Origin of the sequence: Armatimonas sp. (genome assembly GCF_043757465.1) — a bacterium.
In the GTDB taxonomy this organism is placed as follows: Bacteria; Armatimonadota; Armatimonadia; order Armatimonadales; family Armatimonadaceae; genus Armatimonas.
In genome coordinates, this window is the sequence record NZ_JAYVPL010000163.1 from 25,283 (window position 1) to 38,014 (window position 12,732).

Consider the following 12,732-nt stretch of genomic DNA (forward strand, 5'->3'; position numbering starts at 1 on the left):
TTACATGACCCTTTTTTAAATCCGCCCACGCAGCAATCTGGTTTGAGCACGGCAAAATAATACTTTTGGGGTACTATGGGAAGCTGTAATTGATATGAGCGAAAAACGAGAACAAACACCGCAGGAAAAGGCCGAAGCGGTCAAGGCGATGGCGGATCAGAACACAGCGGCAGCGGCGGGAGTCCCGCTGGTGAACCTCATGGTGGATGGGACTTCGGTGGCAGTACCCAAGGGGACGCTAGTTATTGAGGCGGCGTTTCGCGCGGGAAGTGATGTGCCGTACTTCTGTTACCACCCGCGCCTGACCAGTGTCGGGGCGTGCCGCATGTGTTTGGCGAGTGTTGAGCTGGAGATGTTTGGTCAGCGCCGCGCAAGCATCATGGCGACCTGCACGATCCCCTGCTCAGAAGGCATGGTCGTCAAGACTCAGACGCCTGAGGTCAAAAAAGCCCAGAACGGGATACTGGAACTTCTGCTCGCCAATCATCCGCTGGACTGCCCGATCTGCGATCGTGGTGGCGAGTGCCCACTGCAAAACATGACGATCTCCTACGGTCCTCCCACCAGCCGATTCACCGAGGAGAAGCGTCACTATCCCAAGGCCAAGCCGATCTCTGATTTTGTGGTTCTGGATCGTGAGCGCTGCATTACCTGTATGCGCTGCACGCGCTTCGCCGACGAAATCGCGGGCGATGGGAAGCTTGATCTGATCAACCGTGGCGCTCAGACAGAGATCGGGCCCTTTATGGGGGCGAGCTTCGACTCCAATTTCTCTGGTAATACCATTGAGATCTGTCCCGTGGGTGCGCTCACCAGTCGCCAGTTTAGGTTTAAAGGCCGCCCGTGGGAAGTCAAGTCCGTGGACTCGGTGTGCTCCCAGTGCGGCAATGGCTGCAATATTGCTGTTGGCCATCGCTTGGGTGAGATTGTTCGGATCAACGGACGCATCAATGAGGATATCAACGAGGAGTGGACTTGTGACAGAGGCAAGTTCGGCCATGAGTATGTTAATAGTGCAGAGCGTCTGACGACGCCACTGATCTGTGATCTCGATGGCGAGCTTCAACCCGCGAGCTGGGACGCTGCGCTGACAAAAATCGTTGAAGCCCTCAAGTACTACAAGCCGGAGCAGATTGGTGGCATCGGTTCTACCCGTGCGACATTAGAGGACAACTATCTCTTTGCCAAGCTACTCAAAGATATTGTTGGGACTATAAATGTCGGGCATCAGATGCATCCGCATCCGCTGATCCCCATGCAGACGAGCATCGTCGAACTGGAGAGTGCGAAGAAAATTATCTCCGTGGGTATGAAGCTGGAAGATGATCAGCCAATTGTCTATCTGCGAGTCTACAAGGCTACGCGCAAACATAATGCAACCTGGATAAAAGCAGCGTCAATTGTCGAAGCCATAGAGAGCCTGAGCGAGGGTGCGGTTCTGCTCCTGCCTCACACCCTTTCCCCGACCGACTACGCCATCGCACAGACCGCGTGCGAAGCGAATAGCGCGAAGCTCAATATTCTTTTACCCGATGCTAACTCCTGGGGAGTTGTCAAAGCGGGAGTGACTGGTGGCGAGATGACGCAGATTCTCTCGGGTGAGCTGGAAATGCTCTATATTATGGGCTCCGACCCAGTTGTCAGGTACCATAACCCGGCAAAAGCGCGGGAAGCCGTGGCACAGGCTGAGTTTGTGGTAGTACAGGAACTCTTTCTGACTGAGACCGCGAAACTGGCCAGTGTGGTGCTTCCGGCGACTAGTTTTGCTGAAAAAGACGGCACTTTTGTCAATATCGAAGGCCGTGAGCAAAAGATTAAGCAGGCCATCGCGCCACGAGGCGACTCTCGTCCGGACTGGCGCATTTTTGCCGATCTCATGGCTCGCCTTGGAAAACCGATGCCGTATTTTTCGGCACGCGACATCTACCGCGAGTGGGAAAAGGCTCAAGGGTAGTCAGGGATTATGGATATTTGGCAGCAATTATTCGTCCTGCCGGGCGACAAAATTGAGTGGTGGGCGGAGGTGGTTCGCTCTGTTCTGCGACTGGTGATTGCACTAGTTGGTGGGTTGGGTTCGGTACCCATTCTTGTCTGGCTGGAGCGACGGCTTCTGGGCTGGTATCAGGGGCGGCAAGGGCCAAACCGCGTTGGGCCTTTCGGTCTTTTTCAGCCTCTTGCCGATGCACTCAAGCTCATCACCAAAGAGGACATCACTCCGACGAACGTGGATAAGATCCTCTACTACATGGCCCCGGGTGTGGCGCTTGCCCCTGTGATCATGTCGCTGACAGTGCTCCCGTGGAGTAGCTCTCGTGACTGGGGCTCGGTTGCGCCGCGCTTAGACAGCGGGGGGATTTTACTACTGCTGGCCATCGGCTCCATAGAGGTCTATGGGGTGATCCTAGCGGGCTGGTCCTCAAACAATAAGTACTCACTTTTAGGAAGTCTGCGTGCGGCAAGTCAGGTGATCTCCTACGAGCTGGGCATGGGCCTCTCGATACTCGCCGTCCTACTGATGGCCGGCCAAGTGAGCACGATTGGAATTGTCCAGCACCAGGGAATCTTCGAGCTTGGTTCCGATGGCGTGAATGGTTACCAAATCGGAGAGTCTGCCTACACCTGGGCGCCGCAGGCGATCACCTCGGGCTTCTGGAACTGGCACTTTCTGGCGTTCTTCCCGCTGGGGCTGATCGCCTGTGGTGTCTATCTCATCTCGATGTTGGCTGAGACCAACCGCGCTCCTTTTGATCTCCCTGAAGCGGAGACCGAGCTGGTAGCGGGTTTTCACACGGAGTACAGCTCTTTTAAGTTCGCGATGTTCTTCATGGGCGAGTACGCCAACATGGGGATTGTTTCCGCGATTGCCATTGTGCTGTTCTTTGGAGGCTACCTTGCTCCGTGGGGGCCGCTGGGCCATCTGCCTATGAGTGTTTTCGGGTTGCCGGTCTGGGCTAATTTACCTGGCTGGTTGGTGGATCTGAGCAACACGGGAATCGGGATTTTATGGCTCGTGCTCAAGTGGTTCACGCTGATAGGATTCTTTATTACGGTGCGCGCCACACTTCCTCGGCTTCGCTACGATATGTTGATGAAGCTGGGCTGGCAGGGAATTATCCCCGTTGCGCTGATAAATCTCTTGATGATTGCGCTTTCGATGGCACTGCAACAGACTAAGCTGAGCTGGTTTGGGCACTTTATTGCGCTTGTGCCCGGGGTGCTCTTGCTAGGCATGCTTTTCCTCTGGAAAAAATCCAGCTACGAGGCGGCGGAAAAAGATTCTAAATCAACCGCTCTTGTGCCTGTTGGCGGGAGTTCCAATGCGGCACACTTGCCTATTCGACGTGAACCGGTGACAGTGAAGATGGCCCCGAGAGTGAGCGAGGATTAAAGACAATGATTAAGAAGTTCATTCCTATGTCCCTACGTGCTAAGCTCCATAAAATTAAAATGCGGATGGAGGGCCGACGCTTCATTCCCTATATGATCAAGCGGACGTTCTATGGGCGCGAGTGTCAAATTTATATAGCCGACCCAATGGGACAAACCTGGTACGACCATCCGCAAGAGGCGGAGGATCCCAACGCGAAAGACTCCATAGAGATTGAGCTACTACGCAGCAGCAAACTCAAACCTGGCGCTTGTGTCTTTGACTTGGGGGCGCACCAGTCGGTCGTGGCGATGAAGATTGCTTGCCTGGTGGGAGAGCAAGGCCATGTGGTTGCGGTCGAGGCCAACCCTTACAATGCTCGTGTCTCCCAGAAAAACCAGGAGATCAACCAGCTCAAGCACCTAGTGATCGTCCCTGCTGCCATTTCGGATAAGCCTGGCGAGCTGAGATTCTCCGACGATTGGGGGGACCAGAAAGTGGGTAGTGGTATGGTCAAGGTACCTGCCATCACGGTTGATAGCCTCACCGAAAAGTATGGTGCTCCGGACGTGGTCTACGTGGATGTGGAGGGGTTTGAGTGCCAAGCACTTCAGGGAGCACAGGCAACCCTAAAGGCGTGGCCTGATCTCTACATCGAAGTGCACGCCGGAATTGGCCTGGAAAATTTTGGTGGGAGCGTGGATAAGATTCTCTCGCTGCTGCCTCCAACAGGTTACGAGTTGCTTGCTGTGGAGCCCTGTGACGATCTCTCCAAGGAAGTCGCAGTGCCGTTTCACACAGGGCTCCCCTGGCTCCACAAGCGTTTCTACCTGATCGCACTACTAAAGGACTAGGGAAATGTCAGATTTCTGGGCAGATGTAAAACAAATAGCAACCGAAGTCGCCGCGCCGTTTAAGGGGCTGGTGACGGTTGGCAGCAAGCTGACGGAGAAGAAGACCACCATTGCCTACCCCGAGTTTCGGCGGCCGATGGGTGTTCGTGCTCGCTGGCGGCATGTTCTCAATCGCTACGATAATGGGATGGAGAAGTGTATCGGCTGTTCGCTCTGTGCGGGGGCCTGTCCGGCCAATGCAATTCTGGTGGTGGCGGCGGAGAACAAAGACGACGCCCGCTACTCACCTGGTGAGCGCTATGCCAGTCGCTATGAGATCAATATGCTGCGCTGTATCTACTGCGGCTTCTGCCAGGAGTCCTGCCCGACCGGGGCCATCGAACTGAAAGATATCTACGAGCTTGCGGAAGACAGTCGCAAGAAGCTAGTCTATACCAAGGAAATGCTACTGGTGCCGAACCCTAATCGAGAGAAGGTGGACTAGAATGATACTCTTTCTGCTGCTCGCGGTCTTTGCTCTCGTGATGGCACTACTAGTGGTGCTGAACCCGAACCCAGTGCGCTCTGCGCTGTTTTTGGTACTGAATCTTTTCTGCATCGCGGGACTGTATTTGCTCCTCAATGCCTACTTCCTCTCCGCAGTGCAAGTGATTGTCTATACGGGTGCGATCATGGTACTCTTTCTCTTCGTGATCATGCTCCTGAACCTTGGAACCCCGGACAAGACTCCTAATAAGCTTAAGGCCCAGGCTCCCCTAGCGCTACTCAGTGGGCTGTTACTAGCTAGTGCTCTGATCTGGGCAGTAACTAAAGGGACGCAACCCGTCGCGCCGCCACTGCCACACACCGCTGCCCCGGTCGTGCAAACGCCTGGGAGATCGGGAGGTCGTACTGCCCCGATGAATCCGCCTTCCGAGACGGATCTTGCAAACCGGCAGGCGCAAGCGGCCCAAATCGAGAAGGTTCGGGCCGCCGTGCTATCTGGGGAGCCGCTGCGGATGGAGGGGCCTGAGCCCATGGTGGGAGGGTATCCACTGGGAAGCCCACACGGAATCGGCCTGACGCTCTACGATCCCAAGAAACCCTGGCTTTTTCCCTTCGAGATGACCAGCATTCTCTTGCTGATCGCCGTGATTGGCTCCGTGGTGCTGGCACGACGTTCGTACGGCGAGGAGGCAAGCAAATCATGAGCATGGCCGAAGTGCCGCTTACTTGGTACCTGATACTCTCCGCGCTACTCTTCACGATTGGCGTCGTTGGGGTGCTAGTCAAGCGCAATCCGATTGTGATTTTTATGTGTGTCGAGCTGATGCTCAATGCTGTCAACCTAACCCTAGTGGCCTTTGGCCGCTATTTAGGGGATGCCGGCGGGCAGATGCTCTCGATCTTCGTCATGGCGGTCGCTGCCGCAGAAGTGGCGGTGGGGCTCGGAATCCTCATCGCGATCTTCCGGCTCCGCGATAATATCAACGTGGACGAAACCAATACGATGCGAGGATAACCTTGGAATTTCTCCCCTGGATCGTCCCGCTGCTGCCGCTGGTGGGCTTTCTGATCAATGGCCTCTATGGCACAAAGCTTCCTAAGACCCTCTCGGGTGGTCTGGCGACTCTCTTGCTCTGGGCTGCGTTTGGCTGCTCTTTATTGTTGCTGGGTCAGGTGCAGGCGGCACCGGATAAACGGATCTTCTCCCCGGAGTTTGTCTGGTTTGGCGCGGGTAGCCTGAGCGTTAGCTTTAAGCTCTCCATTGATACGCTCACGGCACTCATGCTACTTATCATTACCGGAGTCGGTGCGCTGATCCACGGCTACTCGATGGGCTACATGAGCCACGATAAGCACTACAGCCGCTACTTTGCCTACCTAAATCTCTTTGTCTTTTTTATGTTGCTCCTAGTGATGAGCAGTAATTTAGTGGGGATGTTCGTTGGCTGGGAAGGTGTCGGCCTTGCTTCCTATCTTCTTATCGGCTTCTGGCAGGAAAAGAAGTCCGCCACGGATGCGGGTAAGAAAGCCTTTATTGTCAACCGAATCGGGGATGCGGCGCTGCTGATTGCGCTCTTTCTGATCTTCCGTCACTTTGGCACTTTTGAGTTTTATGGTGAGCATGGGATTCTGACTAAGGCGGGACTGGACGGGGCGCAAGCCCGTGGTTACGATCTAGTTGCGACCACGGTGCCGATCTTGCTCTTTGTCGGTGCGTGTGGCAAGAGTGCCCAACTCCCGCTACATGTCTGGCTCCCCGATGCGATGGAAGGTCCCACGCCGGTCTCCGCGCTGATCCACGCCGCTACCATGGTGACGGCGGGGGTCTATCTGCTCTGCCGCACGCACACACTCTTTCTGCTCGCTCCCGCCGCGATGACTATTGTTGCGATTGTTGGGCTACTGACTGCGTTGCTGGCCGCGAGCATTGGTCTGGCACAGAACGATATTAAAAAAGTGCTTGCCTACTCCACGGTCTCTCAGCTCGGGCTGATGTTTCTGGCCTGCGGCACGGGCGCGTTTGGCGCGGCGATGTTCCATGTTACGACCCATGCCTTCTTCAAGGCCCTGCTCTTTCTGGGCTCCGGCTCGGTGATTCACGCGATGAGCGGCGAGCAGGATATGCGCAAGATGGGGGGGCTGGCGAAAAAGCTCCCGACTACCTACGTCACGATGTTTATCGGGACGCTGGCAATCTCAGGGATTCCAGGGCTGGCGGGTTTCTTCTCCAAAGACGAGATCCTGGCCAATGCCTTCGGAGGCAAGGGGGGGAGCCCACTTCTCTGGGCGGGTGGCCTCATTGCCTCCGCAATGACGGCATTCTACATGTGGCGCATGATGGCCAAGACGTTCTCCGGCGAGTTCCGGGGCACCGAGGAGCAAGCGCACCACCTGCATGAGTCGCCGGTCTCGATGACGGCGCCGCTTGGAATTCTTGCGATACTCTCGGTCCTGGGAGGCTATCTGAATCCCGCCGCGCTCAAAGCGATTGGAGTGAGCCTGCCCGATACCTTCGGCCGCTTCCTTGGGGAGAATGTGGAGTGGCGCACGCAAACCAATGCACTGGAAGTAAGCCATAGCACGGAGCTGCTGCTGGTGGCGGCTTCTGCTGCTGTAGCTGTTGTGGTCTCGCTCTGGGCCTGGAGCGCCTACAAAAAAGCCAAGAATGGCGAGCTACTCACCGAGAAGCAGCGAGAGAGTGGCTGGTATCAGCTCGTCTATAACAAGTGGCGAATTGACGAACTCTACGATGATATTTTTGTCAGTCCGGGGCGGCAGCTTGCCACCTGGCTCTGGCGGGTCGCGGATCTACGGGGAGTAGATGGGCTGGTGCAGGGAGTGGGCAACGGAATCACAGGGCTCTCGAATGTGCTTTCCCGCGCCCAAAACGGCTACGTCCGTAGCTACGCACTGACGATGCTGGTGGGGGTAGTGATTGTGGTACTGACGTCTCTGCTGGGACGGGGGAAATAAGCGAATGTCTTGGCTGACAGTTCTAATCCTGGTGCCTGTTCTGGCAGCGCTGATGGTGGCTCTTGCTCCTCGGAGTGTGGCGCGACCCCTCGCGTGTATAGGGTCACTGGGGGCATTTCTTATCTCCGCTTTCCTCCTCCAGGGGCCGTCGAGCACCGGGGGCTTCTACGAAAATTCCTTGCAGAAAACACAGTGGTTCCCTGCGCTAGGAATCAACTTCCAGGTAGGAGTGGATGGCATCAGTGCGCTGCTGGTGCTACTGACCACGCTACTCTCCGCCGTTGCGATAGTGACCCCCTTCAAGCTCTCTGTTGGCAAAGAGAAAGTCTACTTTGGGGCACTGCTCCTGCTGGAAGCGACCCTGATCGGGGCGTTCTCCGCGCTGGACTTGATCCTGTTCTATGTCTTCTTCGAGGCATGTCTGGTTCCAGTCTGGTTTTTAGTGGGGATCTTTGGCGGGGAAAAAGCAACCAAGCCCCTGATGAAGTTCTTTCTCTACACGGTAGTGGGTTCGCTGGTGATGCTCTCCTCGATTCTGTGGCTGGGGATTCACTTTCAGAGCTTCGACTATATTGTGATTCAGGAAGGCTTGGTAAAGACACCGCTTCTGGGAAATCTTGGAGTGTGGGTGATGCTAGGGTTTGGGATCGCCTTTGCGGTCAAGACCCCGCTTTTTCCCTTTCACTCCTGGCAGCCGGATACCTACGCGGCTTGCCCTACGCCGGGTGTTGTGCTGGTCTCGGGGGCGATGGCAAAGCTGGGAACCTACGGCCTCTGGCGCTTCTGCATCACCCTCTTCCCAGATGCTGCCGAGCGCTGTGCTCCGATTTTTATCGGCTTGGCCGTGACTGGAATTCTCTATGGGGCGCTCGTGGCGGCGATGCAGCGTGATGTGAAACGGGTGATCGCGTACTCGTCCATTAGCCACCTAGGCTATGTGGTGCTGGGGCTGTTCTCGGGATCTCCTATGGGGGTTGCCGGTGCGCTTTTGCAGATGATCAATCACGGGATCACGGTCGGTGGATTGTTTTTAGTGCTGGGCCTGATCGAGGAGCAGACGGGGACACTCAAGATTCGCAGCCTAGGCGGGCTCTGGGAGCGTGTACCACTGCTCTCGCGCATCTTCCTGATTCTCACCCTCGCCTCGGTGGCGCTTCCGCTGACCAATGGGTTTGTCGGCGAGTTCATGATCCTGCTCGGAGCGTTCCAGACCTTCCCAGTGGCGGCGACACTGGCGACTACGGGAGTGATCTGGTCCGCGGTCTACATGCTCTGGATGTTCCAGCGCGTGGTCTACGGCCCTGCTCGCACGGAGCATACTCTGACTGATCTTCAGGGGACGCCTCGACTTGTCCTGAGCCTTCTGGTGGTACTGGTCTTTATCTTCGGGGTCTTTCCCAAGCCATTTCTGGAGCTGGTCAGCCCTGGAACTGCTTTTGTCGCGCCCATGGAGAGCAATCCCCAGGCAGCCGGTGCCCCGGGGAGGAGCAATTAGAAAGTCATGACGGAAACACTGGATAATATGCGGGAGCTGCTGGCCCCGCTCGTGGTTCTTGTCTGCGGGATGCTGGTTCTGTTGTTGGATCTGCGCCGTAAGGCATTTGTTGCCCGTAAGTCACTGGCTTTGGTCTGCCAGCTTGGCCTGCTCCTGGCGGGTATCGCCTGCGCTCCTGCGCTGCTCTCTGCCAATGATGCGGGAGTGAAACTACTGGCAGCGGATCAGTCGCAGGCACGGCTCTTCGGTGCCGGCATGACGATGGATGGTTTTGGAGCGCTCCTCAACCTGATTCTCTGCCTCGTGGCGGCACTGGTGATTGGGATGTCGGGGCGCTACCTGGAAGATAGAAAACTTCCCTTTGGCGAGTTCTACGCCCTGATTCTCTTTGCGAGCGCGGGCGCAATGGTAATGACCTGTGCGCTGGATCTGATCAATCTCTTTGTGGGGCTGGAAGTTCTCTCCGTGGCGCTGTATATCCTGGCGGGCTACGCTCGACGGGAGCTGCGCTCGGAAGAGGCTGCGGTCAAGTACTTTCTCCTGGGGGCGTTTGCATCGGGGTTTTTACTCTACGGGATCGCGCTGATCTATGGCGCAGTGGGGCTCGCGGTCAAGGCGGGCGACCTTCGCCTTACGATTCCTTCCTACACAAATCTCATCACCCTGACCGAGGTACTGCAGACGACTGCGAAGCACGCAGGCATGTCGCTCGCTCAGTCGCCTCTCTTTCTGGTGGGCATGGTGCTGGTGCTGGTGGGACTGGGCTTTAAGGCCTCGCTGGTGCCCTTCCATGCCTATGCTCCCGATGTCTACCAGGGAGCGCCCGCACCCGTTGCCGCCTTCATGTCCGCCGCCGCCAAGATCGGCGCGTTTGGTGCGCTGCTCCGGCTGCTCCAGTGCCTTGCGCAGGTAGGAGCCCAAGCGGACACGCTCCGCAGTATCCTCTGGGGAATTGCCATTGCGAGCATGCTGATCGGCAATATCATGGCGATCCGGCAGACTAATATCAAGCGCATGCTCGCCTTTTCGTCGGTGGCGCATGCGGGCTACTTGCTTGTGGGAACCATTGCCACGAGCCTTTTTTCCCAAGAAGGTGTCATCCAAGGCACAGCGCTAGCATCGGATGGGGTGGGCTTCTACCTACTGGCTTACTCCCTCATGAATGTGGGTGCCTTTGCGGTGACAGTCTGGCTGGGGCACTCGGGCGAGGAGGAGCGAACACAGATCGCACACTTTGCCGGGCTAGGTAAGCGCAATCCAGCAGCGGCAGCCACTCTGACGGTGCTGCTGCTCTCGCTGGCTGGTATTCCTCTTACCGCTGGGTTCGTGGGTAAGCTCTATCTCTTCTCCGCTGCGTTCCAGGCCCACCTCTACTGGCTGGCGGGACTGGGGCTGGTGATCAGTGTGATCGGGGTCGCCTACTACCTGAATCTGATTGTCCAGATGTACTTCAAGGAGCCGCTCGACGATACCAACCCGGAAGTGAGGGCGGGTGCTGCCAAGACTGTCGCCGTGCTGTGCGCCGTGCTGACCCTGATTCTGGGCGTGGTTCCCTCGGGGGTTCTGGGGCCACTGAAGCGGGAGTACCCCGCATCGCTGTCACTGCCCGACACAAGCCCTGCCAGTGGCCCTGCCGGAGCGCCGTCGCGCCCGGGTGGGGGGCGTCCCGGCGCGGGCAGTGGGCCGCTGGCCCCCACGAACTAGGTTTGCTGAGAGTCCGGGGACTACTTGCCCTTAAAAGTACAGTGATCCCTGCGAACACGTGCGAACAGCACAAAGTGCTCCCTGTGCCGGTAGCCAATAAGCAGCGCGAGTGCCCCGAGGACGATTCCAAGGGGCAAGCCTCTCGGGTCCATAAACACATCGTAGAGGACTATGTTGACCAGGATCGGGCCCAGGATCAGTAGCCCAAGCGGTGCGAGCCTTCCACCCAGGATCAGCACGCCTCCGACAATCTCCAGCGCCTTCACAACTTTGAGGTAGCCCGTGCTCTCCAGCAGCCCTAGAAACTGAGTCACGCTTGCACTTGCAGGCGGTGGCAGGGGCAAAAAGTGCAGAAAGCCGTTCGCTCCGAAGACAATAAAGGCGGTTCCCAGGATCGCCTTCGCCACCACCACCGGAATGTGCCTTCTCTCTACCACGGGAGTCTGTCTTGCTTGTGGAAGTAGCCACCTGTCGGGCCATCCGAGGGCAAAGTCGCCAGCCAGACGCTGGTCTCTGCGCCTTCCGAAACCTCTAGCATCGCTCCCTCGCCGCCGAGCTCGGTCTTGACCCAGCCGGGGTGCGCGGCGTTCACCTTGATGCCCATCGGCTCCAGCTCCCGCGCCAGATGCACGGTGTACATGTTTACTGCCGCCTTCGACGCCCCATACGCCGCCGCGTAGCCCGTCGCGCCATAGACCGGCGAGCCGGGCGTGGTTGCCATGGTGAGCGAGCCTAAAATACTCGTGAGCTGCACGATCCGCCCCGCGTCGCTTTTCTGGATCAGCGGTAGAAACGCCTGGGTTGTCTCAACGAGTCCGAAGAGATTGGTCTCAAAGGTCCAGCGCCAGTGCGCCTGATCTTCCGTCGTGGTCGGTTTGTTGAACGTCCCCAGCCCGGCGTTATTGACCAGAATATCGAGCTTCCCAAACGCCGCCTCGACGGTCGCCACCGCTGCGGCGATGCTCGCTGCGTCCGTGACATCGAGCGGCACGACACGCACGTCGCCTGCTATCGTCTTGGCCGCCGCCTCGCCTCTGGCCAGATCGCGTGACCCTAAAAAGACTGTAATCCCTTTTGCGGCAAGCAGCCGCGTCGTCTCCAACCCAATGCCTTTGTTCGCGCCGGTTACCAGCGCTACTGTTGTTGTGTTTCCCATGCCCACTTGTACAAGAACCCTCCCATGCGGTTCCCTAGCCGTTGGGGTAGGAAGCCCGGGCGCGGTATAATTTCCCCATGTCCGCCCCGATCCTCTCTGACTTTGATCTCGACAACCCCACCACCGTAGACTGCTCCCCCGAGCTTCCCGGTTTCCTCCTCGACACCACCGTCCTCTTTACTTCTGAGCTTTAGCTCTTTAGAATAACTTGCCCGTTGTCCAGCTCTGATTGTGGGCGGCTCGCCAGGAATGGTGGTCTGTATTACGGTAGCGACTAAGAGGGATTTTAGAAGGAGTAAGATTGGCTAGCTCTCCCGAGTCATAAGCTCTCAGATGCCGTCCAATGGCTTCGCCAAACTTTACCGGGACAGCGTTGCCGATTTGGCGGTAGCGATCTACCAGCTTACCTTCGAATATCCAGTCGTCCGGGAAGGTTTGAACACGGGCGTACTCTTGAATGGAGAGAGGGCGGTTTTCCTGCGGGTGGGCAAGGTCGGTGGCAGGCATAGTGGGGCAGGTAACGAGGGTTGGTGCGGGCCGATCCCAAGCGAGCCTGCGGTAGAACCCAACTTTACCACCACTGGCTTCGTAGGCTTTTCCCATAGATAAGCGACCGAGGGGACTGTCTGCTTTAGCTGACAGGGGAATCGGCGACAGGTCTGCCGAAGGCTTCGGGGAAGCCGGATTAAACTCTTCA

At 57.2% G+C, this 12,732-nt stretch carries 12 protein-coding genes; 9 read left to right on the plus strand and 3 right to left on the minus strand.

The genetic code is table 11. From position 1 onward, the window contains the following. Nucleotides 1–94 precede the first annotated feature (94 nt). From nuoG to ACH2ED_RS23455, 9 genes are read left to right on the plus strand one after another with little or no spacing between them, the layout of a single operon-like run. Nucleotides 95–1,954, plus strand: a complete 1,860-nt coding sequence (nuoG, locus tag ACH2ED_RS23415) for an NADH-quinone oxidoreductase subunit NuoG (RefSeq protein WP_395095169.1) — start codon at nucleotides 95–97, stop codon at nucleotides 1,952–1,954. Nucleotides 1,955–1,963: 9 nt separating this feature from the next. Then, the gene (locus tag ACH2ED_RS23420; RefSeq protein ID WP_395095170.1) at nucleotides 1,964–3,388 is read left to right on the plus strand and encodes an NADH-quinone oxidoreductase subunit H; all 1,425 of its coding nucleotides are present in this window, start codon (nucleotides 1,964–1,966) and stop codon (nucleotides 3,386–3,388) included. A 26-nt stretch (nucleotides 3,389–3,414) separates the two neighbouring features. Beyond that, the gene (locus ACH2ED_RS23425) at nucleotides 3,415–4,221 is read left to right on the plus strand and encodes an FkbM family methyltransferase (RefSeq protein WP_395095171.1); all 807 of its coding nucleotides are present in this window, start codon (nucleotides 3,415–3,417) and stop codon (nucleotides 4,219–4,221) included. A gap of 4 nt (nucleotides 4,222–4,225) precedes the next feature. Then, complete coding sequence (nuoI, locus tag ACH2ED_RS23430) at nucleotides 4,226–4,705, plus strand: NADH-quinone oxidoreductase subunit NuoI (protein ID WP_395095172.1); 480 nt, start codon at nucleotides 4,226–4,228, stop codon at nucleotides 4,703–4,705. A gap of 1 nt (nucleotide 4,706) precedes the next feature. Further along, a complete protein-coding gene (locus tag ACH2ED_RS23435; protein WP_395095173.1) occupies nucleotides 4,707–5,411 on the plus strand; it encodes an NADH-quinone oxidoreductase subunit J in 705 nt (234 codons plus the stop codon). A gap of 2 nt (nucleotides 5,412–5,413) precedes the next feature. Further along, nucleotides 5,414–5,722, plus strand: a complete 309-nt coding sequence (gene nuoK, locus ACH2ED_RS23440) for an NADH-quinone oxidoreductase subunit NuoK (RefSeq protein ID WP_395095181.1) — start codon at nucleotides 5,414–5,416, stop codon at nucleotides 5,720–5,722. Nucleotides 5,723–5,724: 2 nt separating this feature from the next. Then, nucleotides 5,725–7,680, plus strand: coding sequence for an NADH-quinone oxidoreductase subunit L (gene nuoL / locus ACH2ED_RS23445; RefSeq protein ID WP_395095174.1), 1,956 nt, complete (start codon nucleotides 5,725–5,727; stop codon nucleotides 7,678–7,680). A 4-nt stretch (nucleotides 7,681–7,684) separates the two neighbouring features. Then, on the plus strand, nucleotides 7,685–9,175 hold the full coding sequence (locus ACH2ED_RS23450) for a NuoM family protein (protein ID WP_395095175.1): 1,491 nt from the start codon (nucleotides 7,685–7,687) through the stop codon (nucleotides 9,173–9,175). A gap of 6 nt (nucleotides 9,176–9,181) precedes the next feature. Beyond that, nucleotides 9,182–10,879 (plus strand): NADH-quinone oxidoreductase subunit N, encoded by a 1,698-nt coding sequence (locus ACH2ED_RS23455; RefSeq protein WP_395095176.1) that lies wholly within the window; start codon nucleotides 9,182–9,184, stop codon nucleotides 10,877–10,879. A 20-nt stretch (nucleotides 10,880–10,899) separates the two neighbouring features. On the opposite strand, the gene ACH2ED_RS23460 is transcribed toward ACH2ED_RS23455, so the two are convergent. From ACH2ED_RS23460 to ACH2ED_RS23470, 3 genes are all read right to left on the minus strand, one after another. After that, complete coding sequence (locus ACH2ED_RS23460; protein ID WP_395095177.1) at nucleotides 10,900–11,316, minus strand: hypothetical protein; 417 nt, start codon at nucleotides 11,314–11,316, stop codon at nucleotides 10,900–10,902. Further along, nucleotides 11,310–12,035, minus strand: coding sequence for an SDR family oxidoreductase (locus tag ACH2ED_RS23465; protein WP_395095178.1), 726 nt, complete (start codon nucleotides 12,033–12,035; stop codon nucleotides 11,310–11,312). Before ACH2ED_RS23465 ends, ACH2ED_RS23460 begins: the two co-directional genes overlap by 7 nt. A 198-nt stretch (nucleotides 12,036–12,233) precedes the next feature. After that, the coding region (locus ACH2ED_RS23470) for a DNA cytosine methyltransferase (protein WP_395095179.1) at nucleotides 12,234–12,732 on the minus strand (499 nt) is incomplete at its 5' end.

Excerpts from the sequence above, each read along its gene's own strand:
- nuoG (WP_395095169.1), top strand. The coding sequence starts at position 95 with ATGAGCGAAAAACGAGAACAAACACCGCAGGAAAAGGCCGAAGCGGTC.
- ACH2ED_RS23420 (WP_395095170.1), top strand. The coding sequence starts at position 1,964 with ATGGATATTTGGCAGCAATTATTCGTCCTGCCGGGCGACAAAATTGAG.
- ACH2ED_RS23425 (WP_395095171.1), top strand. The coding sequence starts at position 3,415 with ATGTCCCTACGTGCTAAGCTCCATAAAATTAAAATGCGGATGGAGGGC.
- nuoI (WP_395095172.1), top strand. The coding sequence starts at position 4,226 with ATGTCAGATTTCTGGGCAGATGTAAAACAAATAGCAACCGAAGTCGCC.
- ACH2ED_RS23435 (WP_395095173.1), top strand. The coding sequence starts at position 4,707 with ATGATACTCTTTCTGCTGCTCGCGGTCTTTGCTCTCGTGATGGCACTA.
- nuoK (WP_395095181.1), top strand. The coding sequence starts at position 5,414 with ATGGCCGAAGTGCCGCTTACTTGGTACCTGATACTCTCCGCGCTACTC.
- ACH2ED_RS23450 (WP_395095175.1), top strand. The coding sequence starts at position 7,685 with ATGTCTTGGCTGACAGTTCTAATCCTGGTGCCTGTTCTGGCAGCGCTG.
- ACH2ED_RS23455 (WP_395095176.1), top strand. The coding sequence starts at position 9,182 with ATGACGGAAACACTGGATAATATGCGGGAGCTGCTGGCCCCGCTCGTG.
- ACH2ED_RS23465 (WP_395095178.1), bottom strand. The coding sequence starts at position 12,035 with ATGGGAAACACAACAACAGTAGCGCTGGTAACCGGCGCGAACAAAGGC.